Annotated in this window: 18 protein-coding genes; 14 read left to right on the top strand and 4 right to left on the bottom strand. The window is 71.9% G+C overall.

The annotated features are described in order from the left end of the window. Positions 1-7: 7 nt before the first annotated feature. The 3 genes from purT to LJB74_RS05220 form a co-directional block, all read right to left on the bottom strand. A complete protein-coding gene (gene purT / locus LJB74_RS05230) occupies positions 8-1,225 on the bottom strand; it encodes a formate-dependent phosphoribosylglycinamide formyltransferase (RefSeq protein ID WP_259307531.1) in 1,218 nt (405 codons plus the stop codon). 57 nt (positions 1,226-1,282) lie between these two features. Continuing rightward, positions 1,283-1,798 carry a signal peptidase I gene (locus LJB74_RS05225; RefSeq protein WP_259307530.1) on the bottom strand — a complete coding sequence of 172 codons (516 nt, stop codon included), beginning with the start codon at positions 1,796-1,798 and terminating at the stop codon, positions 1,283-1,285. Positions 1,799-1,875: 77 nt separating this feature from the next. Next, on the bottom strand, positions 1,876-2,652 hold the full coding sequence (locus tag LJB74_RS05220; protein ID WP_259307529.1) for a hypothetical protein: 777 nt from the start codon (positions 2,650-2,652) through the stop codon (positions 1,876-1,878). A 315-nt stretch (positions 2,653-2,967) separates the two neighbouring features. Here LJB74_RS05220 and LJB74_RS05215 point away from each other — a divergent pair, with 315 nt between their 5' ends. The 14 genes from LJB74_RS05215 to LJB74_RS05150 all read left to right on the top strand — a co-directional run bounded on the left by LJB74_RS05215 (position 2,968) and on the right by LJB74_RS05150 (position 21,311). Beyond that, positions 2,968-3,879 carry a diguanylate cyclase gene (locus LJB74_RS05215; protein WP_259307528.1) on the top strand — a complete coding sequence of 304 codons (912 nt, stop codon included), beginning with the start codon at positions 2,968-2,970 and terminating at the stop codon, positions 3,877-3,879. Positions 3,880-4,190: 311 nt separating this feature from the next. Beyond that, positions 4,191-4,442, top strand: coding sequence for a helix-turn-helix transcriptional regulator (locus LJB74_RS05210; RefSeq protein ID WP_259307527.1), 252 nt, complete (start codon positions 4,191-4,193; stop codon positions 4,440-4,442). 37 nt (positions 4,443-4,479) lie between these two features. Then, entirely contained in the window at positions 4,480-4,959 is a 480-nt protein-coding gene (locus LJB74_RS05205; RefSeq protein WP_259307526.1) for an NADH-quinone oxidoreductase subunit B family protein, read from the top strand. Continuing rightward, on the top strand, positions 4,956-6,908 hold the full coding sequence (locus LJB74_RS05200; protein WP_259307525.1) for a proton-conducting transporter membrane subunit: 1,953 nt from the start codon (positions 4,956-4,958) through the stop codon (positions 6,906-6,908). Before LJB74_RS05205 ends, LJB74_RS05200 begins: the two co-directional genes overlap by 4 nt. Beyond that, positions 6,905-7,864, top strand: coding sequence for a respiratory chain complex I subunit 1 family protein (locus LJB74_RS05195; RefSeq protein WP_259307524.1), 960 nt, complete (start codon positions 6,905-6,907; stop codon positions 7,862-7,864). Before LJB74_RS05200 ends, LJB74_RS05195 begins: the two co-directional genes overlap by 4 nt. Before the next feature lie 34 nt (positions 7,865-7,898). Further along, positions 7,899-8,561: a hypothetical protein gene (locus LJB74_RS05190; protein ID WP_259307523.1), complete on the top strand. Its 663-nt coding sequence runs from the start codon at positions 7,899-7,901 to the stop codon at positions 8,559-8,561. Beyond that, the gene (locus LJB74_RS05185) at positions 8,561-10,030 is read left to right on the top strand and encodes a proton-conducting transporter membrane subunit (RefSeq protein WP_259307522.1); all 1,470 of its coding nucleotides are present in this window, start codon (positions 8,561-8,563) and stop codon (positions 10,028-10,030) included. The genes LJB74_RS05190 and LJB74_RS05185 overlap by 1 nt, the downstream gene beginning before the upstream one ends. Before the next feature lie 79 nt (positions 10,031-10,109). Then, a complete protein-coding gene (locus LJB74_RS05180) occupies positions 10,110-11,711 on the top strand; it encodes an NADH-quinone oxidoreductase subunit C (RefSeq protein ID WP_259307521.1) in 1,602 nt (533 codons plus the stop codon). Positions 11,712-11,778: 67 nt separating this feature from the next. After that, a complete protein-coding gene (locus LJB74_RS05175; protein ID WP_259307520.1) occupies positions 11,779-13,209 on the top strand; it encodes a threonine/serine exporter ThrE family protein in 1,431 nt (476 codons plus the stop codon). An 83-nt stretch (positions 13,210-13,292) separates the two neighbouring features. Further along, the gene (locus LJB74_RS05170) at positions 13,293-14,327 is read left to right on the top strand and encodes an aminotransferase class I/II-fold pyridoxal phosphate-dependent enzyme (RefSeq protein ID WP_310650816.1); all 1,035 of its coding nucleotides are present in this window, start codon (positions 13,293-13,295) and stop codon (positions 14,325-14,327) included. Between the two features lie 281 nt (positions 14,328-14,608). Further along, a complete protein-coding gene (gene ppdK / locus LJB74_RS05165) occupies positions 14,609-17,353 on the top strand; it encodes a pyruvate, phosphate dikinase (RefSeq protein ID WP_259307519.1) in 2,745 nt (914 codons plus the stop codon). Between the two features lie 290 nt (positions 17,354-17,643). Beyond that, entirely contained in the window at positions 17,644-19,365 is a 1,722-nt protein-coding gene (locus tag LJB74_RS05160; RefSeq protein ID WP_396125123.1) for a ribonuclease J, read from the top strand. A 91-nt stretch (positions 19,366-19,456) separates the two neighbouring features. Continuing rightward, positions 19,457-20,968, top strand: a complete 1,512-nt coding sequence (locus LJB74_RS05155; protein ID WP_259307517.1) for a metalloregulator ArsR/SmtB family transcription factor — start codon at positions 19,457-19,459, stop codon at positions 20,966-20,968. A gap of 100 nt (positions 20,969-21,068) precedes the next feature. After that, positions 21,069-21,311, top strand: coding sequence for a thioredoxin family protein (locus LJB74_RS05150; RefSeq protein ID WP_259307516.1), 243 nt, complete (start codon positions 21,069-21,071; stop codon positions 21,309-21,311). A gap of 38 nt (positions 21,312-21,349) precedes the next feature. On the opposite strand, the gene LJB74_RS05145 is transcribed toward LJB74_RS05150, so the two are convergent. After that, positions 21,350-22,843: an AAA family ATPase gene (locus LJB74_RS05145; RefSeq protein ID WP_259307515.1), complete on the bottom strand. Its 1,494-nt coding sequence runs from the start codon at positions 22,841-22,843 to the stop codon at positions 21,350-21,352. Positions 22,844-22,920 lie beyond the last annotated feature (77 nt).

Here is a 22,920-nt window from a genome sequence, read left to right as displayed (position 1 = left end):
GGTCGCCTCAGGCCAGGCGCGGTCGGACGAGCGACGCCGCATGCGTCGCCTGTCGCCGGGCGACCTCGACGTCGTGGTCCCGGACGAGCGCCACCCCCATCCGTCGGGAGACGTGGCTGTCACCCTTGCCGAAGATCCTGATGTCGCTGTGGGGGATGCGGAGCGCCTCGTCGACCCCGTCGTAGACGATCCCGGTCCCCTCGACGCCGCCGTAGATCACCGCGCTCGCACCGGGGCTCGCAAGGCCCGTGTCGACCGGGAGACCGAGGATCGCCCGCGCGTGGAGCTCGAACTCGTTCTGCCACTGGGTGACCATCGTGACCATGCCGGTGTCGTGCGGTCGCGGGCTGACCTCGCTGAACCAGACCTGCTCGCCCGAGACGAACAGCTCGACGCCGAACACCCCGAGCCCGTCGAGGTTCGCGGTCACGATCCCGGCGATCTCCTGGGCGCGACGGCGGGCCGTCGGGTGCATCGGGTGCGGCTGCCAGCTCTCGACGTAGTCACCGCCGACCTGGCGGTGGCCGATCGGCTCGCAGAAGTGGGTGAGCGTCTCGCCGTCGGCGTCCCGTGCGCGCACGGTGAGCTGGGTGATCTCGTACTCGAAGTCGATGAACGCCTCGACGATCACGCGCCCGCCGTGGACCCGGCCGGCGGCCATCGCGTGCTCCCACGCCGGGGTGACGTCGTCCGGGCCGTCGATGCGGCTCTGCCCCTTCCCGGAGCTGCTCATCACGGGTTTGACGACGCACGGGTAGCCGATGCCGTCCGCACCGCTCGTGCCGTCGATCGCGGCGCGCAGCTCGTCGACCGAGTCGCAGAACCGGTACGGGCTCGTCGGGAGCCCGAGCGTCTCGGCGGCGAGTCGGCGGATCCCCTCGCGATCCATGGTCAGCCGGGTGGCCCGCGCGGTCGGGATGACCGTGACGACGCCCTCGGCCTCGAGCTCCTCGAGCGCGGCCGTCGCGATGGCCTCGATCTCGGGGACGACGAGGTCCGGCCGTTCGGCGAGGATCAGGGCGCGGAGCGCCTCGGGGTCGGTCATGTCGATCGTGCGCGCATGGTGGGCGACCTGCTGCCCAGGGGCGTGGGCGTAGCGGTCGACCGCGATCGTCTCGACGCCGAGCCGCTGGAGTGCAATCACGACCTCCTTGCCGAGCTCGCCGGCGCCGAGGAGCATGACGCGCGTCGCGGACGGTGTACCGGGGGTGCCCAGGGGCTTCATGGTGGTGCTCGCCTCGTGTCGGTGCGGGTGCGACGCCTGATCGGTGTCAGGACGGCATTATCCCGCCTCGCGTGCCGACGGCCGGTGCGTGGGCAGCGGTGACGTGACCGTCGGGTCCGGCGGGAAGAAGAGTCCCCAGAGCAGAGAGACCGCGAGCAGCGAGGTGATCACGGTGAGCGCCCCGGTGGGCTGGTGGAAGAACACGAGCACGTAGCCGAGGTCCGGGGTTCCGGCGACGACCCGCCCGACGACGTGCGAGCGGGTGATCGTCCAGGCGTCGGGGGTCGGGTTGGCATCGCCCTTGGTGGTGTACCCCGCGGCAGAGACCGCCTGCACGCGGTGGGTGACGAGGCCGCTTCCGACGCGGAACGTGATCACGTCCCCGACGGCAGGGGCCCCGCTGGACGCCGGCGCGTCGAGCACGAGTGCGCCGGTGGGGTAGGTCGGGGTCATCGAGCCGGTGCGCACCGCGTAGATGCGGTACCCGTCGTGCCACGCCACCGCGGCGCCGACGGCGAGGCCCAGGACCACGGCGACGAGCGTGCTCACGAGCACCTTCGTGACGGTCTTCACGGTCGCACCCTCCGCGTCGGGTCGGGATCGTGGCCTGGCGGCGGGTCCGTGCGTGCTGCCCGCCGCCAGGTCACCGGTCAGAAGTTCTGCGCGTCGGGGCGCACACCGGCCTGGGTCGCGACGATCTTGTACGGGACGTTGGCGACCGTGGTGTTCTGCGCCGTCCACTTGCCGGTGACGCCGAACGTGAGGTGGACGGTCGCGCCCTGGCCCGTGGTCAGACCGGAGGAGAGCTTGATCGCGGTGGGCACGCCGCAGTAGGGCGGGGTGTCCGTCGGGCTGGTCGCCTGCTGGGCGCTCCCGCCGTGACCGTAGGTGTCGACCGTGCAGCCGCCCGACTCCCCGGAGGGGGCCGATGCGAGGTTGTAGGACTGGAACAGGGCGCCGCCGCTGTTGACGGAGACGGCGAAGTGCCCGTAGCGGCCGAGCCCGCCGCCACTGAAGAACGGCGAGTCCTTGGGGCCGGTGAAGGCGGCGAACCCGGGTGTGGTCGGGTCGAAGACGAGCCAGACGTCCGCGGGGCCCGAGGTGTCGACGTGGTACGTGACGTCGTCCGTCTTGTACGTGCCGGGTACCAGGTCGGCGAACGACAACGAGGTGCTGGTCGTGCTCAGGGTCAGGTGGCCCGACGATGCGTGGATCGCGCCGGCGGCGCTGTCCGTGAAGTACGCACCTGTGCCGGACACGGCGACGCCGACGAGAGCTGCCGTCAGGCCTGCCGTGCCGATGAACCCACCGAAACGTGCTGCTTTGAGCTTGTTCACAATCTTCCCCTCACGATCGTGCCCGAGAGCGTCGGTCTCGCCACTGGCTCGCCCCCCGGCACCGGCGACCGCACTCGCCGAGGGCTTCATCGCCTCGCCCGCGCCCCGCACGAGCCGGACGCGATTTGCACGATATGTCTGAATAGTTGATGCGTCTACCACCTATCTCATGAACATCCGGTCCGATCGGGCGTCGGTCCTCGATCGGGCGCAGGTCCCGGAACCGGTGCCGGGCGGTCGGCGGGGCGTCGCCTGCACCGCGACGGCGCGTGCGGTGAGTGCCTGCGTCGGGCATCGGCACTGTGCGCCGGTCGGTGCGCTCGCGGCGCACATCAGGGCCCATGGTCCCTGGTTGAACCGGCAATAAGCGGGAGAATTGGCGCGATCTGCTCGTACCCCACCATCGTGAGGACTCTCGTGACCGACGGCAGTCTCGCTTCCGAGGTGATCGAGGCGATGCGCGAGGGGGTCTACGTCGTCGACCGGGACCGACGCATCACGGTGTGGAACGGCGGTGCCAGCCAGATCGCGGGATTCGGGCCCGACGAGGTGATCGGGAGGCTGTGCGGCAGCGGGATCCTCAACCACGTCGACGAGAACGGCGAGGGGCTGTGCGGCAGCCGGTGCCCGCTGCGGGCCACGATGATCGACGGTGTCCCGCGGGACACCCGAGCGTTCCTGCATCACCGTGAGGGCCACCTGGTCCCGGTGAAGATCCTGTCCGCACCGCTCCGCGACGAGACCGGTCGGATCATCGGCGCGGTCGAGTCCTTCCGCGACGACTCCGACCACCTCGCGTCGACCCAGCGGGTGACCGAGCTCGAGCACCTGCTGACCCTCGACCCGCTCACCGGCATCGGCAACCGCCGCCTGATGGATGCGAGCCTCGCCCAACGGTTCTCCGGGTGGCAGCGCGCGCAGCAGCCGTTCGGGGTGCTGCTCGCCGACCTCGACCAGTTCAAGCGCGTCAACGACGACTACGGCCACGACATCGGCGACGACGTGCTCCGGATGGTCGGCGCGACGCTGACCGCCGCGGTGCGACCCGACGACGCGGTCGTCAGGTTCGGCGGTGAGGAGTTCCTCGTCGTCACCGGCCCCATCGGCGCCGGAGACCTCGGCGTCGTCGCGGACCGGATCCGGGTGCTGCTGGCGGATGCCCGGTTCGGCCCCGGTCGCGAGGGGTTGCGGATCACGGTGTCCATCGGAGCGACGCTCGTGCGCGCCGACGACGACCTCGCCACGCTGCTCCGTCGCGCCGACCAGCTCCTGCTCGACGCGAAGCACCGCGGGCGTGACCGCATCGTCCTCGGCTGAGGGGCGTGACGCACCGTCGCTGTCCTCGCGAGCCCGGCGGTGTCCGCGCGGCCGTGCTGAGCGGTGGGTCGACGCGACGGACGATCCGTGCTGCGACGAGTCTGCCTGGCGACAGCCAGGTAGCGAGGTGTGCCAGTTGAGTCAACTGAACATATGATACTTTCGTCATATGACGGCCCCCGATGATCGTGAACAGCGCCGCCGTGCCGCGCCGGAGCCGATCAACAAGCTGAAGGCCGAGTTCTTCAAGACCCTCGGCCACCCCGCGCGGATCCGGATCCTCGAGCTGCTCGCCGAGGGGGGAGCGCTCGGTGGCAGACCTCATGCCGGAGATCGGCCTCGAGGCGTCCCACCTGTCCCAGCAGCTCGCGGTGCTGCGTCGCGCCGGCGTCGTGATCGCGCGCAAGCAGGGGAGCAACGTCATCTACGCCATGGCGTCCGAGGACATGGCCGAGCTGCTGCTCGTCGCCCGGAAGGTGCTCGCGGGGCTGCTCACGGACCAGGTGGACCTGCTCCGGGACCTGCAGGCCGAGGACGAGCTCGACAGCGAGGCACGGGCGTGACGAGCAGCACCGGGCCGATGCGGCCCCGGAGGCCCCGATGAGCTGGATCGGGGCGATCAGACGCGCCGGCCGCATCGTCGAGACCGCCCCGGAGGCCCCGGACGTCACGACGCCGCCGCCCACCGGGACGACCGGCTCGCTCCAGCTGCGGCACGTCGACTGCGGATCGTGCAACGGCTGCGAGATCGAGATCGGCGGTGCGTTCTCCGCGGTCTACGACGCCGAGCGCTTCGGCGCCCGGCTGGTCGCGTCGCCCCGCCACGCGGACGGCATCCTCGCGACGGGAGTCGTGACCAGGAACATGCACGGGCCCCTGCTCCACACCCTCGCGGCGGTTCCCGAACCGCGCGTGGTGATCGCCGTCGGTGACTGCGCCATCGACGGCGGGGTGTTCCGGGACGGCTACGGCGTCGTCGGCTCGGTCGCGGACGTCGTCCCGGTCGACGTCGAGGTCCCGGGCTGCCCACCCACCCCGGCGCAGATCGTCGCCGCACTGCGGTCGGTGACCGGTCGATGAGCACGCCGTCGTCACGCCGCGGCGCCCTCGTGTCGGGTGCCGTCACGACCGTGATCGGGGTCGCGGGGCTGGTCCTCGGACTCTCGGCGGTCTTCGGCGGTGCGCGCCACCTGCGGATCGGCTGGCTGCTGCCCCTCGTCGGGGTGCAGCTCGACATCGATGCGCTCGGCGGCCTGCTGATCGCCCTGACCGGCGCGGTCGCCGCGGTCGTCGGCGTCTACGCCGTCGGGTACGCGCGCCACGAGCACTGGTCGACGCTCACGCTCGCGATGCTCCCGACGTTCGTCGCCGGCATGGTCCTGGTCCCGGCGGCCGGCACCGTCACCACGTTCCTGCTCTGCTGGGAGCTGATGGCCGCCGCGTCGCTCGCCCTGGTGCTGGCCGACCACCGTCGCGCCGAGGTGCGGTCCGCCGGGATCATGTACGCGGTCATGACCCAGCTCGGGTTCGTGGCGATCCTCGTCGCGCTCGTCGTGCTCGCGGCGGCGGGCGGCACCGACGACCTCGCGACCCTCGCCACGCGCGCGGACGCGATCCCCTCCGGAACGCGCACCGCGGTGTTCCTGCTGACCGTGCTCGGCTTCGGCTCGAAGGCCGGCCTCCTGCCGCTGCACGCGTGGCTGCCGCGCGCCCACCCGGAGGCACCGAGCCCCGTGTCCGCGCTGATGAGCGCCTCGATGGTCACGATGGGCATCTACGGGATCATCCGCATCGACCTGCAGATCCTCGGCCCCGGCCCCACCTGGTGGGGACTGACCCTGATGGCCGTCGGCGCGGTGTCGGCCGTCTTCGGCGTCCTGCAGGCCTCCGTCGCGACGGACCTCAAGCGGCTCCTCGCCTACTCGACGACGGAGAACATGGGCCTCGTGACGGTGGCCCTCGGCGCCGCCGCGCTGCTCAGCGCCTCCGGCGCGCCGGAGGTGGCGGCGATCGCGGTGACCGCGGCGCTCGTGCACCTCGTCGGGCACGCGGCCTTCAAGGCCCTCGGCTTCCTCTCCGCCGGTGCGGTGCTCGCCTCGACGGGGCTGCGCGACCTCGACCGGCTCGGCGGCCTCGTGCGCACGATGCCCGTCACGACGGTCATGTTCGGGATCAGCGCGCTCGGCGCGTCCGGGCTACCCCTCGGTGCCGGGTTCGTCGGGGAGTGGCTGCTGCTGCAGAGCCTGATCCACGCGCCGACGCAGGGCGACCCGATGGTCGCGCTCGCGATGCCCCTCGCCGTCGGCGCGGTGGCGCTCACGACGGGCATCGGCATCGCGACCATGGTCAAGGCCTTCGGTGTCGGGTTCCTCGCGCGTCCGCGTTCGCCGCAGGCCGCACGTGCGCGCGCGGCGTCGACGAGCATGGTCGTCGGGATGGGGCTCGCCGCAACGGCCGCCGTGGTTCTGGCGGTCGCCCCTGGGGTGCTCGGCCCGCTGGTGCGCCGGGTGCTCCTGACGCTGCCCACTCTCGGCGGTGACACCGTCGGACCGCACCTGGGGGCGATGCTCCGGCTGCCCGGCATCCCCGGTTCGATGTCCCCGGGGGCGATCGCCGCCGCCCTCGTGGTCGCGGTGCTCGTCGCGGTCGGCCTCGGCCGCTGGGACCGCCGACGGCGCCCGGCCCCGGCCGACGTGCCGCTCTGGGCCTGTGGCGCCGACGAGCTCAGCTCGCGGATGCAGTACACCGCGACGTCGTTCGCCGAGCCCCTGCAGCGGGTCTTCGACGACGTGCTGCGACCGGACACCGACATCGAGGTGAGCCACTTCGCCGAGTCGCAGTACCTGGTCGAGAAGGTCACCTACCGCAACCGTGTGGAGGACCCCATCGAGCGCGGTCTGTACGCACCGGTCGTGCGCGGGGTCGCCGCTGCCGCCGAGCGGGTGCGTCGGGCGCACAACGGCAGCGTCCACCTCTACGTCGCCTACGGCGCCCTCGGGCTGCTCGTCGTGCTCCTGGTGGTCCGGTGACCGCCCTCGCGGCGCTCGGCGCCGTCGTGCAGGTCGCCGGGGTGCTGGTGGGTGCGCCGTTCGTGGTCGGCGGCATGAAGCAGGTCCGGGCACGTCTCGAGGGCCGCAGCGGTGGCGGCATCGGCCAGCCGTGGCGCGACCTGCGCAAGCAGCTCCGCAAGCAGCAGCTCCGCCCGACGGGGACGACGGTGGTGTTCCGCGTCGCACCGGCCGTGGCTGCAGGCAGCGCGCTGCTGATCGCGGCGATCATCCCGCTGGTGACCCTCGGGTCGCCGCTCGACTCGTCCGCCGACCTGTTCGGCGTCGTCGGGCTGCTGTTCCTCGGCACGGTCGCGCTGACGCTCGCCGGTCTCGACACCGGGACGGCCTTCGGCGGGATGGGCTCGAGCCGGGAGATCACGATCGCGGCGCTTGTCGAGCCCACGATCCTGCTCGCGGTGTTCGCGCTGTCCCTCCCGGGTCACTCGGCGAACCTCGCCGCGATCGTGTCCGCGACGAGCGCGGACCCGGCGCAGGCCCTCGCGCTCGGCAGCGTCCTGGCGTTCGTCGCGCTGGTCATCGTGATCGTCGCGGAGACCGGGCGGCTGCCGGTCGACAACCCGTCCACGCACCTCGAGCTCACGATGATCCACGAGGCGATGATCCTGGAGTACTCGGGACCACGGCTCGCGCTGGTCGAGTGGGCGAGTGGCATGCGGCTGACGGTCCTCCTCGGGCTGCTGGCGAACCTGTTCCTGCCGTGGGGGATCTCCGGCGCCGAGCCGTCGCTGCTCGGTCTGCTGGTCGGGACCGCGGCGATCGCCGTGAAGATCGTCGTGCTGGCGCTCGCGCTGGCGGCCGCGGAGGTCTTCATCGCCAAGCTCCGGCTGTTCCGGGTCCCGGAGCTCCTGGCCGGCTCGTTCCTGCTGGCCCTGCTCGCGGTCACCGCGTCCTCGTTCCTGGCGTCCGCCCGATGACCGCGCCGACGACCCACGGATCGGAGCCGGTCCGATGACCGACACGACGTACACCGGTGTGCTCGACCTCGCCGCGGGCGCGTTCCTGCTCGTCGCGGTGCTGATCGTGTGGCGCCGCGACCTCCGGGCGACCGTGCGGCTGCTCGCCTGGCAGGGGGCAGCGCTCGCCGTCCTCCCGATCTCCGAGGGGGTGCTGCGGCACGAGGCCGCCCCGGTCGTCGTGGGACTCGCGATCCTCGTGCTGCGCGGCGGTGTCCTGCCCGTCCTGCTCGGACGTGCGGTGAGCACCGAGCCTCGCGAACGCCGCGAGAGCGCGCCGCTCGTCAACACCACCGCGTCGCTGCTCATCGTGGCAGCCCTGACGGTCCTCGCCTACGCCGTGACCCGACCGATCATCGCGCTCAGCCCGACCCCGACGACGCGCGCGGTGCCGGCCGCGTTCGCCGTGATCCTCATCGCGGTGTTCCTCCTGGTCAGCAGGCGTCGGGCGTTGTCCCAGGCGGTCGGCTTCCTGATGCTGGACAACGGGATCACGGCCACCGCGTTCCTGATCGCCGCGGGTGTCCCGCTGATCGTCGAGCTCGGCGCGTCCCTCGACGTGCTGTTCGCGGTGATCGTGCTCGGGCTGCTCGCGGGCCACATGCAGCAGACCTTCGGGGGCACCGACCTCGACCAGCTCCGGGAGCTGCGCGACTGATGAGCATCCTCCTCCTGATCCCCGTCCTCGCCCCGCTCGTCGCCGCGATCACCGCAGGCGCGCTCGGCTGGCGTCGCGCCTCCGCGCTCGTGACGGTCGGCGCCGCGCTGTCCGTGCTGGTCGTCGGGGCCGTGCTCGTGACCCAGGTCGGCGCGGGCGCGCGGTACGGCGTCGGTCACCTGCTGCGTGCCGACGCCCTGAGCGTGACGATGCTGATCGTCATCGGCACCGTCGGGTCGCTCGCCACCTGGGCGAGCATCGGCTACGTCGACGCCGAGCTCGCGCACGGGCACACCGACCTGCGGGCGGCCCGGCTGTACGGGGTCCTCCTGCCGCTGTTCCTCGCCGCGATGGCGCTCGCCGTGCTGGCCACCAGCATCGGCGTCATGTGGGTCGCGATCGAGGCGACCACGGTCGCCACGGCGTTCCTGGTGGCGCACCGTCGCACGCGCGCCGCGCTCGAGGCGACCTGGAAGTACGTGATCATCTGCTCGGTCGGGATCGCCCTCGCCCTGCTCGGGACGGTCCTGCTGCACTTCGTGTCGCTCCATGCCGGGGCGTCCGCGGGGAGCACGCTCGACATCGACGTGCTGCTGGCCCACGCCCGATCCCTCGACCCGGCGGTCACCCGGCTCGCTGCCGGGCTCCTGCTGCTCGGGTACGGCGCGAAGGCCGGGCTCGTGCCGTTCCACACCTGGCTCGCCGACGCGCACAGCCAGGCACCCGCGCCGGTCTCGGCACTGATGAGTGGCGTCCTCCTGTCGGTCGCGATGTCCGCGCTGCTCCGGGTGAAGTCGGTCGTCGACCTCGCCCTCGGCACCGGGTTCCTGCGGGTCGGGCTGCTCGTCGTCGGTCTGCTCACGCTCGCGGTCGCCGCCGCGCTGCTGTTCGTCCAGACGGACGTCAAGCGCATGCTCGCCTACTCCTCGATGGAGAACATGGGCCTCGTCGCGATCGCGGCCGCCGCCGGCACCCGGCTCGCGATCGCCGCGCTGCTGCTGCACGTGCTCGCGCACGGTGTCGGCAAGACGCTGGTCTTCCTCGCGGCCGGGCAGGTGCAGGCCGCTCACGGCTCGACGTCGATCCGGGACATCACCGGGGTCCTGAGCAGGTCGCGGCTCGTCGGCGGGGGGTTCCTCGTCGGCCTCGCCGTCCTGCTCGGCCTGCCACCGTTCGCGATGTTCGCGAGCGAGCTGTCGATCTCGCGGGCCCTGGCGGACGCGCACCTCGGGTGGGTGCTCGGGACGGCGCTCGTCCTCGTGGCGGTCGCCTTCGCCGCGCTCGTCCGCAACGGCAGTCGGATGCTCCTCGGCCCTGCCGCGCCGGGGGCACCGGCGATCTCGGTCCCGTGGACGCTCGGGGCTGCGCTCGTCACCGGTGTCGCGATCAGCCTGGTCCTCGGGGTGACCGCAGGGCCCCTGGCCGACCTGTTCCAGACCGCCGCGACCCAGCTCGGAGCCAGCAGATGAGCAGGCAGACGACCGCACGGGTGACCACCCCGGCGACCACGCCGGCGACCACGCCGACGACCACGCAGGTGAGCAGCCGATGACCACCTCCGACACGCCCCGCGCGGTTCCGGTCGGCGCGCACCGGGTGGCGCAGCACGTGGCGCCCGACGCGCTCGCCACCGAGGTGGCCGGTCTCCTGGACGCCGGCTTCCGCCTCGGGCTGGTGGCCGCGCACGACGACGGCCCGACGCTGCGAGTCGTCTACCTCTTCCTCGCCGGCGCACCGGACCGGCGCGTCGAGCTCGTGGTGACCGTCCCCGTCGAGGACCCCCGGGTGCCGACGCTGGCCGCGTTGTCCTTCCCGGCGTCGCGGTTCGAGCGGGAGCTGCACGACCTCTTCGGGATCGTCCCCGAGGGGCACCCGCTCCCGCGTCGGCTGATCCGCCACGCGCACTGGCCCGCCGGGTGGTACCCGATGAGGCGCGACGCCGGCGAGCCGCCGCCCTTCACCGAGACCGAGCCGTACCCGTTCGTCCCCGTCGAGGGCGCCGGTGTGTACGAGATCCCGGTCGGCCCGGTCCACGCCGGGGTGATCGAGCCCGGCCACTTCCGGTTCTCGGTGGTCGGGGAGAGCATCCTCAAGCTCAAGGCGCGGCTGTGGTTCACCCACCGTGGGGTCGAGACGCTGTTCGTCGGGCTCGACGCACGGGACGCGGTGCACCTGGCCGAGCGCATCAGCGGGGACTCCGCCGCCGCGCACGGGCTCGCGCACAGCCTCGCCGTCGAGGACGCGCTCGGGTGGACGCTGCCCGACGAGGCCCACCGCCTCCGCGCCCTCGTGGTCGAGCTCGAGCGGCTCGTGAACCACGTCGCCGACATCGGGGCGCTCGCCAACGACGTCGGGTTCTCGCTCGCGCTCGCGCACACGCAGCGCCTGCGTGAGGAGCTGCTGAGGCTCAGCGCTGCGACCACCGGTCACCGTCTGCTCCGGGGAGCCATCGGACCGGGGCGGGTCACGCTGCGATCCCTCCCCGACCCGGCGCAGCTCGAGCGGATCGCCGCGGACCTCACCGAGATCGCCGATCTGGCTCTCGCCAACACGGTGATCCGGGACCGCTTCACCGGCACGGCAGTGCTCACCCGCGCGCAGGCGCGCGACCTCGGGTGCCTCGGCTACGTCGCACGGGCCAGCGGGGTCGGCACCGACGCGCGCCTCGAGCACCCGACGACGACGCTCCCCGTCACGGTGGTCGGTCACCCCGACGGCGACGTGCTGTCACGGTTCCTGGTGCGGCGCGACGAGGTCGTGGCGTCGACCCGGCTGGCCACCGCACTGATCCGCTCCGCGGGGGAGTGCCTGTCCTTCGACGTGTCCGGCGGCCCGCACCGGGACGCCGACGACGCGCGAGCGGTCGACCGTGCGGCCGAGGCTGCCCGTCCACGGGACCTCGACGGCGCCGGTGCCGCGGTTCCCTCGGCGCAGGTCCGCAGCGGCGTCGGCATCGTCGAGGGCTGGCGGGGGACCGTCGTGCACCGCGTCGAGGTCGACGACGCGGGTCTTCTCACCCGGGCGAAGGTCGTGGACCCGTCGTGGTTCAACTGGCCGGGGCTGCCGATCGCGATGGTCGACACGATCGTCCCGGACTTCCCCGTGGCCAACAAGAGCTTCAACCTCTCGTACGCAGGCAACGACCTGTGACGTCGTGACCGGTCGGCCGTACCGGCGCGGCGTCGGGAGGGGCGGCCCGGACGGCTACGCTCGAGCCATGCTGGGCACCGCGCACGCGCGACGTCTCGTCCGCAGGATCCTCGGCGAGACCCCGGCGATCGAGGTGGGCCTCCGCGCGACGGACGCCGGCCTCGACGAGGCGGTCGTCCAAGGGGCCCTGGAGCTCGCGCTGCGGATCGGTGAGTCGATGCTGTCCCTCGGCGCCGGTGCCGCCGACGTGACCGCCGCGATCCAGCGCATCGTCCGCGCGTACGGCCTGCGGGGCTGCCAGGTCGACGTGACCTTCACGTCGATCACCGTTTCGTACGCGCGTGGCGGCGGGTTGCCGCCGACCACGTTGATGCGGGTCGTGCGGACGCGCACCGCCGACTACGGGCGTCTCGCACGGGTCATGCGTCTGGGCCGCGAGGCCGGCGCCGAGCAGGTCGCGGTGGACCAGATGGCCGCGGCGATCGAGGAGCACCATTCCGCCCTGGACGCGATCGTCCACGCGCACCACCCGTACCCGCGCTGGTTCGTGACCCTGATGCTCGCGATCCTCGCCGCCGCGGTCGCGGTGCTGCTCGGAGGGGATGCCGCCGTCGCCGCCGTCGCCGGGGCCACGACCGCGCTCATCGACCGCGTCGTGTGGGGTCTGGGGCGCTGGGGCCTGCCGCCGTTCTTCCTGCAGTCCATCGGGGCGGCGATCGCCACCCTCGTCGCCGTCGGGCTGTTCCTCGCGGTCCCGCACCTGCCGGTCGAGCTCGCCGACCTCCCGCCGTCGCTGGTCGTGGCCTCGGGGATCGTGGTGCTGCTCGCCGGGCTGTCGCTGGTCGGTGCGGCGGAGGACGCGATCAGCGGGTTCCCCGTGACTGCCGGCGGGCGGACGTTCGAGGTGGTCGTGCTGACCCTCGGCATCGTCGTCGGCATCGGCGCCGTCCTCGACGTCGCGCGCCGCAGCGGGGTGCCGCTCGAGCTCGTCGACACGCCGCAGACGTCGGCGCCGGTGCTCGTGCAGGTCGTCGCCTCCGCGGTCATCGCGGGCACGTGGGCGGTGGCGTCGTACGCACGGCCTCGCACCGCTGCGGTCGTCGCCGTGGCGGGCGGGCTCGGGTGGCTCGTCTACGCGGTCGCGGGAGAGCGTGGTCTCGGACCGGCGGTCGCCAGCACCGCCGCCGCCCTGGTGATCGGCTTCCTGGCCGAGTGGTTGGGCCCACGGCTGCAGGTGCCTCCGCTCGTGATCTCGGTCTGCGGGATCCTCCCGCTGCTGCCGGGGCTCGCGATCTACCGGGCGATGTTCCAGCTCGTCAGCACACCGTCCTCGGCCGTCGGCCCGGGGGCCGCCGGGCTCGTCGGTGCCGCCATGATCGGGCTCGGGCTCGCAGCGGGCGTGACTCTCGGGGAGTTCCTCGCGGCACCGCTGCACCGGGGCACGGCGTGGCGTCGCTTCGCGTCGACCGCGCCGCGGCGGCCCCGCGCGAGGGTCTGACCGGACCGGGCCCCGCGGCGCCGCCGCCCGGGCCTGCGGGTCGCTGCTGTCTCGGGTCGGCTGTCGGCTGCGATGATCGGGATGTGACCAGGCCTCTCCACGACGTCGACACCAGCACGCTCCGCCGCCGCACCAGCATCAAGTGGCGCGCCTACCCCGAGGACGTCCTCCCGCTGTGGGTTGCCGAGATGGACACGACCCCGGCGCCGGCGGTCGTCGACGCGATCACGCAGGCGCTCACGGACGGTGACACCGGGTACCCGGTGTCGAGCGCCGCGTGCGCCGAGCCGTTCGCCGCGTTCGCCGCCGAGCGGTGGGGCTGGGCGCACGACCCGGCTCGTACCGTCGTCGTGCCCGACGTCATGACCGGCCTCCGTCAGGTGCTCGAGATCGTCACCGGTCCTGGTGACGCCGTGGTGGTCAACCCGCCCGTGTACCCGCCGTTCTTCGGCTCGGTCGAGCGCACGGGGCGTCGGCTCGTCGCGGCGCCGCTCGGTGACGACGGCCGGATCGACCTGGACGTCCTCGACAGCGCGTTCGCGGTCGCGGCGGCGGGCGGTGGCCGGCCCGCCTACCTGCTGTGCAGCCCGCACAACCCGACCGGCACCGTTCCCACGCTCGCCGAGCTGACCGCGGTCGCGGAGCTCGCCGCACGGCACGGCGTGCGTGTCGTGGCCGACGAGATCCACGCGCCGCTCGTGCCGACGGGTGCCGTGCACGTGCCGTACCTGTCGGTCCCCGGCGCCGGTGACGCGATCGCGCTGTTCTCCGCCGCCAAGGCGTGGAACCTCGCCGGGCTGAAGGCCGCGATCGCCGTCTCGGGGCCGGAAGGTCTCGACGACCTCCGTCGTCTCCCCGATCTCGCCCACACCCCGGTGAGCCATCTCGCGATGATCGCCCACGCTGCGGCGTTCCGGGACGGTGGGGACTGGCTCGACGCGGTCCTGCGCGACATCGCCGCCAACCGGGTGCTGCTGGCCGACCTCGTGGCGGAGCGGCTCCCGACGGTCGGCTACCGCCCCCGGAGGGCACCTACCTGGCCTGGCTCGACTGCCGGTCGCTCGGGCTGGGCGACGACCCCGCGGCGGTCTTCCTGGAGCGTGGCCGGGTCGCGCTGAGCTCGGGCGTGCCCTTCGGCGCGGGTGGCGAGGGACGGGTGCGCCTCAACCTCGGGACCTCGCCGGAGGTCATCCGTGAGGCTGTGGACCGGATGGTCCGCGCGCTCTGACCTGCGTGGTGCGCGGATGGTGCGCACCTGAGGCATCCATGGTGCGGGCTTGGCGCGCGATTGGCCTGGTGAAGCGGGCCGAAGGTCCCCTGCCACGGTTGTGCTTCGGGGGGCACCCTGGGAACCGTGACATCGGCAATGGGGCCGGTGTCCGGCGTGGGGAGGCGCAGCGTGGCCAAGTACGTCTATGACTTCAGCGAGGGCAACAAGGACCAGAAGGACCTCCTCGGCGGCAAGGGGGCCAACCTCGCCGAGATGACGCGACTAGGTCTCCCCGTCCCGCCAGGATTCACGATCACGACAGAGGCATGCCGCACCTACATGACGACGGGTGTGCTCCCACCGGAGCTCCGCGTCGAGGTGACGATGGCGATCCGGCGTCTCGAGGACTCGCTCGGTCGCTCGCTCGGCGACTTCCACGACCCGCTGCTCGTGTCGGTCCGCTCGGGCGCCAAGTTCTCGATGCCCGGGATGATGGAGACCGTCCTGAACGTCGGTCTGAACGACGCGTCGGTCGTCGGGCTCGCCAAGTTCTCCGACGACGAGCGGTTCGCGTGGGACTCGTACCGTCGGCTGATCCAGATGTTCGGCAAGACGGTGTTCGAGATCAACGGCGACCTGTTCGCGCACGCGCTCGACGCCATGAAGGCCTCGCGCGGCGTCACGGTCGACACCGACCTCACCGCGGGCGACCTGCAGGAGCTCGTCGAGACCTTCAAGGGGATCGTCCGTGAGCAGTCCGGGCGCGAGTTCCCCCAGCACCCGCGCGAGCAGCTCGACCTCGCGATCACGTCGGTCTTCGACTCGTGGAACACCGACCGGGCCCGCCTCTACCGCCGGCGCGAGCGCATCTCCGACGACCTCGGCACCGCGGTCAACGTCGTGAGCATGGTGTTCGGCAACCTCGGCCCCGACTCGGGCACCGGCGTCTGCTTCACGCGTGACCCCTCCACCGGCAAGCCCGGCGACTACGGCGACTACCTGCCCAACGCGCAGGGTGAGGACGTCGTCGCGGGAATCCGCAACACGCTGAGCCTCGCCGACTTCGAGCAGCTCGACCCCGTCTCGCACGGAGAGCTCCGCCTCGCGATGCGTCGCCTCGAGACCCACTACCGCGACCTGTGCGACATCGAGTTCACGGTCGAGCGCGGCAAGCTCTGGATGCTCCAGACCCGAGTCGGCAAGCGCACCGCCGCGGCCGCGTTCCGGATCGCGACCCAGCTCGTCGACGAGCACCTCATCACGCTCGACGAGGCGCTCGAGCGGGTGACGGGTGCCCAGCTCAGCAAGCTGATGTTCCCGCAGTTCGACTCCGACGCCGTGCGCACGCTGCTGGCCACCGGGATGGCCGCGTCGCCGGGTGCCGCCGTCGGGCAGGTCGTCTTCGACTCGGTCACCGCCCAGGAGTGGGCTGCGGCCGGCAAGGACGTCATCCTGGTCCGCCGCGAGACGAACCCGGACGACCTCGGCGGCATGATCGCCGCCGTCGGCGTCGTGACGTCACGCGGTGGCAAGACGTCCCACGCGGCCGTGGTCGCGCGGGGCATGGGGACCACGTGCGTCGTCGGCGCCGAGCAGCTCGACGTCGACGCGACGGCGCGCACGGTCACCGTCGGCGACCGTGTGATCAGCGAGGGCGAGACGATCGCGATCGACGGGTCGACCGGGGAGATCTTCCTCGGCGACGTCCCCGTCGTCCCGTCGCCCGTCGTCCAGTACCTCGAGGAGGGGCTCGAGGTCGCGCTCGCCAACGTGCACGGCGCAGACGCCGAGGAGACCGCTGAGCTCGTCAAGGCGGTGGATCGGATCCTCACGCATGCGGACGCGGTCCGCCGGCTGCGGGTGCACGCCAACGCGGACACCGCCGAGGACGCGCACCGGGCCCGGGTCTGGGGTGCGCAGGGGATCGGCCTGTGCCGCACCGAGCACATGTTCCTCGGAGAGCGGCGCGTCCTGATCGAGCGGGTCATCCTGGCCCGTGACCCGGTCGAGCACCAGGCGGCCCTCGACGCCCTGCTGCCGCTCCAGCGTGCCGACTTCGTCGACATCCTCGAGCAGATGGACGGGCTGCCGACGACGATCCGCCTCATCGACCCGCCGCTGCACGAGTTCCTCCCGGACCTCACGGACCTCTCGGTCAAGGTCGCCCTGGCGGGCGAGCGCCGCAGCCGCGGTGTCGAGGAGGAGACCGCGGAGGAGTTCGAGCGGGACACGGTGCTGCTCGCCGCCGTCCAGCGCATGCACGAGGCGAACCCGATGCTCGGGCTGCGCGGCGTGCGGCTGGGGATCGTCGTGCCGGGCCTGTTCGCCCTGCAGATCCGTGCGGTGGCCGAGGCGGCCGCGCAGCGGATCCGCGACGGCGGGCACCCGCACGCGGAGATCATGATCCCGCTCGCCGCGTCGGTCATGGAGCTGCACCTCATCCGTGACGAGGCCGAGGCGATCCTCGCCGAGGTCGCGGCCGCGGAGGGCGTCGAGCTGCACATCCCGATCGGCGCGATGATCGAGCTGCCGCGGGCCGCGCTCACGGCGGACCGCATGGCCGGCGTCGCGGAGTTCTTCTCCTTCGGCACCAACGACCTCACGCAGACGACGTGGGGCTTCTCGCGGGACGACGTCGAGGGTGCGTTCTTCTCGGAGTACACGGATCGTGGCGTGATCAGCGTGTCGCCGTTCGAGACGATCGACCGCAGCGGCGTCGGGCGGCTCGTGCGGATCGCCGTCGAGGAGGGCCGGGCCGCTCGTCCGGATCTCACGCTCGGTGTGTGCGGTGAGCACGGTGGCGACCCGGAGTCGGTGCACTTCTTCCACGAGGTCGGTCTCGACTACGTCTCGTGCTCTCCGTTCCGTGTCCCGGTGGCACGGCTCGAGGCCGGTCGGGCCACCGTCGAGGGGGCGTCGAGCGACTCGCGCTGAGGCACCTCGACCGTCGAGCACAGCGGGCCCTGCGGGTGGGAGGAGACCCCCCGCAGGGCCTGCTGCATGCCCGCCGCATGCCTGCTGCGTGCCTGTAGCCGGCCGGTTGGCCGTCGGCGGCGGGCCGATGGCGCGGGTGCTGCACGCCGAGTGGGGTGACCTGCGGGTACCGTGGACCCTGAGGCGGTACGTCATGTCCATGCGCCGGACCCACCAGGACCATCGCGCGGGCCCTCGAGCTCGCGCGATCGCGCCGTGGACTGTGCCGCTCCGCATTCTTCTCACGGCGAATGCGCCGTCACTCCACATGGGAGCTTGAACCCGTGCAATCTGCTCACTCGCGCGAACTCGCGCCGCCGCCCGCACTCGCCCGCGGCGCACTCCGTATCACCCCGCTCGGCGGTCTCGGTGAGATCGGCCGCAACATGACGGTCTTCGAGTACGACGGGCAGCTGCTCGTCGTCGACTGCGGCGTCCTCTTCCCCGAGGAGAGCCAGCCGGGGATCGACGTGATCCTGCCGGACTTCACCTCGATCCGCGACCGGCTCGACGACATCGTCGCGATCGTCCTCACGCACGGTCACGAGGACCACATCGGGGGAGTCCCGTACCTGCTCAAGGAGCGCGCGGACATCCCGGTGATCGGGTCCGAGCTCACGCTGGCCTTCATCGAGGCGAAGCTCAAGGAGCACCGCATCACACCCGTGACGGTGCACGTCGAGGCCGGTGACCGTCACCTCACCGGCGGCTTCGACCTCGAGTTCGTCGCGGTCAACCACTCGATCCCCGACGGCCTCGCGGTGGCCATCCGGACCGGTGCCGGGATGGTGCTCAACACCGGCGACTTCAAGATGGACCAGTTCCCGCTCGACGACCGCATCACCGACCTGCGTGCCTTCGCGCGGCTCGGCGAGGAGGGGGTCGACGTCTTCATGGTCGACTCCACGAACGCCGAGGTCCCCGGCTTCACGACCTCCGAGCGCGAGCTCGCCCCGGCGATCGACCACGTGTTCGCGACCGCGCCGCGGCGCATCATCGTGTCGAGCTTCGCGAGCCACGTGCACCGGATCCAGCAGGTCCTCGACGCCGCGCACGCGAACGGGCGCAAGGTCGCGTTCGTGGGCCGCTCGATGGTGCGCAACATGGGGATCGCGCGCGACCTCGGCTACCTGAAGATCCCGCGCGGCCTGGTCGTGGACGTCAAGAAGCTCGAGACGATGCCGGACGACAAGATCACGCTCGTCTGCACCGGATCGCAGGGCGAGCCGATGGCGGCGATCTCGCGGATGGCGAACGGGAACCACCAGATCAAGATCGGCGAGGGTGACACGGTCCTGCTCGCGAGCTCGCTGATCCCGGGGAACGAGAACGCGATCTACGGGGTCATCAACAAGCTCACCGACCTCGGGGCGAAGGTCGTGCACAAGGGCAACGCCAAGGTGCACGTCTCCGGTCACGCGAGCGAGGGCGAGCTCGTCTACTGCTACAACCTCATCAAGCCGGGCAACGTCCTGCCGATCCACGGCGAGTCGAAGCACCTGCACGCGAACGCCGAGATCGCGGTGCGGACCGGCGTCGACCCGGAGCGCGTCATCATCGGCCGCGACGGGGTGACGATCGACCTGATCGACGGACGGGCGACGATCTCCGGACAGGTGCAGGCCGGCATGGTGTACGTCGACGGGCAGACGGTCGGCCGGGCGACCGAGGACACGCTCAAGGAGCGCCGACTGCTCCGCGAGGGCGGGGTCGTCACGGTCCTCGCGCTGGTCGACCCGGCGACGAACGTGCTCGCAGAGCCGCTGGAGTTCCTCACCCGCGGGTTCGTCCACGACGACCGGACGTTCGACGGTGCGGCCGCGGAGGTCACCAAGGCGCTCGAACGCTCCGCGCAGCAGGGGGTGACCGATCTCGACGCGATCGAGGAGGTCATCGCGTCGGCTGTCGGTCGCTACATCCAGCGTGCCTACCGGCGTGAACCCGTCGTGATCGCCGTGGTGGTCGACGCGTAGCCCACGGGCGAGGTTGCTCGGCCGACGACCCCCGTGACGCAGGACGATCGTCCCGTGCCACGGGGGTCGTTCCTCGTCGTACACTTCAGGAGTGACTGAATCAACGGGTGTTGAAGTGATGGCAGGGGTTGACGCACCGGCAGATCGGGGGACCGACGCGGTAGCCGTCCTCCAGGCCGTGGCCGACCCCGTGCGCTGGACCGTCGTGACCGCGCTGGCCGAGGCGCCGCGCTGCGTGTGCGACCTGCAGGAGCAGGTGCCGGTCGCCGGCAACCTCCTCAGCTACCACCTCAAGGTGCTCCGCGACCTGGGCCTCGTCACCGCGAGCCGCCGCGGACGCTGGATCGACTACGCCCTGGCGGAGGATGCCCCCGACCGGATGCGCGCGGCGCTCCCTGGCCTCGATGCCTCTGCGGCAGGCGCCCCCCGCCGCCGCCGCCGTCGCCGCACCCGCGACCCGGGTCGTGGTGTCGGGTACTGCGACCCGGGTCGCGGCGGCGGCCGCAGCGACGGGTTCGGGCTCAGGCGTGGGGGTGGCGTCGTGAGTCTGGCGGAGCGGGTGCGTGCCTCGACGCGGACCCCGACGCGCCGGTGGGTGGGTCTGGGTGCGGCGGTGGTGGTGTGGGCCGTGCTGTATGAGGTGAATCTGCCGTTCTGGAACTGGGTGGTGTACGACCGTCTGGGGTTGGACCCGGCGAGCCGCCTGGGGTCGGGTGTGCAGTTCTTCGTGTATGACTCGACCAAGATCGTGTTGTTGCTGGTGGGGATCATCTTCGTGGTCACGGTGCTGCGGTCGTTCATGAGTGTGGAGCGCACGCGGGCGTTGTTGGGTGGGCGCCGTGAGGGTGTGGGCAACGTGATGGCCGCCGGGTTGGGGGTCATCACCCCGTTCTGTTCGTGCAGTGCGGTGCCGGCGTTCATCGGGTTCGTGGCGGCGGGGGTCCCGATCGGGGTGACGTTGAGCTTTCTGATCGCGAGCCCGTTGGTCAACGAGGTGGCGATCGCGTTGCTGTTCGGGATGTTCGGCATCGGCCCGACCGCGTTGTACGTGGGGGCGGGGTTGGTGATCGCGGTGGTGGCGGGGTTCACGTTGGGCCGCCTGCGCGTGGAGAAGTGGGTCGAGCCGTTCGTGTTCGAGACCCGTCTGGGGGGCAAGGTCATCGACTCCACGTTCGGGCTGACGTGGGATGACCGGATCCAGATGGGCATCGAGGAGGTCGCGTCGATCCTGCGCAAGATCTGGCCCTACCTGCTGGTCGGGATCGCGTTGGGCGCCGGGATCCACGGGTGGGCACCGCAGGACTTCTTCACCCGGTTCGCCGGGGCCGGTAACCCGTTCGCGGTGCTGGTCGCGGTCCTGCTGGGCATCCCGTTGTACTCCAACGCCGCCGGGGTCATGCCACTGGTCCAGGCCCTGCACGACAACGGCCTACCGATGGGCACCCTGTTGGCGTTCATGATGGCCGTGGTCGCCCTGAGCCTGCCCGAGATGATCCTGCTGCGCCGCGTCCTCAAACCCCAGCTCATCGCCACCTTCATCGCCGTCACCGCCGCCGGCATCATCGCCGTCGGCTACCTCTTCAACGCCGTCATCCCCCTGTGACCCACCCGCCCCGGTCCGGTGGGGATCTGCTCCCGCCGACCCCGACCCGCTCGTTCCCACGGCTTGCTCACCTGTCCGTACATCTGAAGGAGACTGCACGATGATCATCAAGATTCTCGGTTCCGGTTGCGCCAACTGCGTCGCCCTCGAGCGCGTCACGCGTGAGGCCGTCAGCGCTCTCGGCATCGACGCCGAGTTCGAGAAGGTCACCGACTACGGCGCGATCGCGTCCTACGGCGTGATGCGCACCCCCGGCCTCGTGGTCGACGAGGCGGTCGTCCTGGCCGGCCGCGTCCCGACGACGAACCAGGTCCGCGAGCTCCTCGCCCCGCTGGTCGGCTGACCCTCGCCCCGCTGGTCGGCTGACCCGGCCGAGCCCGGTCAGCCGGCCGGGACGGTGCGGGTCGTCGCCCACGCACGGAGCGCGGCGACTGGTTCGGTCATGACGACCGAGAGCGGGCGCGTCGCGAGCACCTCGGCCATGACGTGCGAGGCGAGAAGCGGCTCGCGCAGGCCGTGAGCCGTGTAGGTGGCCGACACGACCGCCTGCTCGATCTCCGCACCGGAGAACCCGGCGGTCGCGCCGGCCAGCGAGCCCACCTCAGCGTCGGAGAACGTCAGGCCGCGCTTCCCGGCGTGGATCCGCAGGATGTCCGCGCGCACCGCCTCGGTCGGCAGGTCGACGAAGAAGATCTCGTCGAACCTCCCCTTGCGGATCAGCTCCGGCGGGAGGGCGGTGATGTCGTTCGCGGTCGCGACGACGAACACCGCGGCCGTCTTCTCCGCCAACCAGGTGAGGAACGTGCCGAGCAGTCGTGGCGACGGTCCCGAGTCTCCCGACGAGGTCGCCACGGCCTTCTCGATCTCGTCGACCCACACGACGCACGGGGCGAGCAGCTCGGCGGTCGCGAGCGTCTCGCGCAGGTTGCGCTCGGACTCGCCGACATACTTGTCGTGCACCGCGGACATGTCGAGACGCAGCAGCGGGATGCCGAACACCCGTGCGGCGGCCTTGGCGGCGACACTCTTGCCGCACCCCTGCACGCCGAGCAGGAGCACACCCTTGGGCGGCTCGAGGCCCGGGGCCGAGCCGTCGAGCGCCGGGCGCCGCCGGTCGAGCCAGGTCTTCAGGTGCGCCATGCCGCCGAGGTCGGCGAGCTCGACGGTCTCGAGCTCGTAGTTGAGGATCCCTCCTCGGCTGAGGATCTCGTGCTTGGCCTTCATCACCGCCGGGAGGTCGGCGGGCATCAGCGCACCGTCGTTGAAGATGGCCGACCTGGCGAGCCGGGTCGCGTCCCCGCGCGACAACCCGGCGAGGTTCTCCACCAGGAGGTCGACAGCGCGGGGGTCGGCCGACACCCGCCGGCCGTGCGTGGCGCTCCACTCGGCCGCGGCCGCGTCCACGAGGGCCCGGCGCTCGGCACGGTCCGGGAACCCGACGTCGAACTGCGCGGCCAGGTGCTCGAGCTCGGCCGGGAGGGTCAGCCCGTGGCTGACGAGCACGACGGTGCGGGCGACCCGGCCGTAACCCTGGCAGATGTCCTTCAGGAGCCGGACGTTGACGGGGTCGTCGAGGAACGGGTGCAGGTCGAGCAGCACGTAGACGCCGGGGACGGTGGTGTCGCGGATCGTGCGGAGCACGTCGCCCGGCTGTGCGTTGTGCGCCTGCACGCTCTGGAGGTCGACATCGAGCCTGCGCATCCCCTCGGTGATGGTCCAGCGGAACACCGGGAGCCGGACGAACGCGTCGGGACCTGCCGCCACGGACGTGATCAGGTCGAGGATCAGCGCCTCGTCGCGTGTCTCGACGACGATCATCGGCACCCGGCTCGCGAGCAGTGCGGCGAGGTCGCGGCGCGAGTCGGACGTCGTCATGGGCGACAACCTATCGGTGATCGGATGCCGTATCGTCGACACCACGGGGTCAGCGAGGCCCCCATGAGGGAGCAGAG

The organism is Cellulomonas sp. P24 (assembly GCF_024704385.1).
GTDB lineage: Bacteria > Actinomycetota > Actinomycetes > Actinomycetales > Cellulomonadaceae > JAJDFX01.
The sequence above is the reverse complement of the archived record's forward strand: the minus strand, read 5'-3'. Positions and strand labels throughout refer to the sequence as shown.

Bases quoted from the DNA above. Each gene is read 5' to 3' on its own strand.
- purT (WP_259307531.1), bottom strand. From the start codon at position 1,225: ATGAAGCCCCTGGGCACCCCCGGTACACCGTCCGCGACGCGCGTCATG.
- LJB74_RS05220 (WP_259307529.1), bottom strand. From the start codon at position 2,652: ATGAAGCCCTCGGCGAGTGCGGTCGCCGGTGCCGGGGGGCGAGCCAGT.
- LJB74_RS05205 (WP_259307526.1), top strand. From the start codon at position 4,480: ATGAGCTGGATCGGGGCGATCAGACGCGCCGGCCGCATCGTCGAGACC.
- LJB74_RS05200 (WP_259307525.1), top strand. From the start codon at position 4,956: ATGAGCACGCCGTCGTCACGCCGCGGCGCCCTCGTGTCGGGTGCCGTC.
- LJB74_RS05190 (WP_259307523.1), top strand. From the start codon at position 7,899: ATGACCGACACGACGTACACCGGTGTGCTCGACCTCGCCGCGGGCGCG.
- LJB74_RS05185 (WP_259307522.1), top strand. From the start codon at position 8,561: ATGAGCATCCTCCTCCTGATCCCCGTCCTCGCCCCGCTCGTCGCCGCG.
- LJB74_RS05180 (WP_259307521.1), top strand. From the start codon at position 10,110: ATGACCACCTCCGACACGCCCCGCGCGGTTCCGGTCGGCGCGCACCGG.
- LJB74_RS05175 (WP_259307520.1), top strand. From the start codon at position 11,779: ATGCTGGGCACCGCGCACGCGCGACGTCTCGTCCGCAGGATCCTCGGC.
- LJB74_RS05160 (WP_396125123.1), top strand. From the start codon at position 17,644: ATGCGCCGTCACTCCACATGGGAGCTTGAACCCGTGCAATCTGCTCAC.
- LJB74_RS05150 (WP_259307516.1), top strand. From the start codon at position 21,069: ATGATCATCAAGATTCTCGGTTCCGGTTGCGCCAACTGCGTCGCCCTC.
- LJB74_RS05145 (WP_259307515.1), bottom strand. From the start codon at position 22,843: ATGACGACGTCCGACTCGCGCCGCGACCTCGCCGCACTGCTCGCGAGC.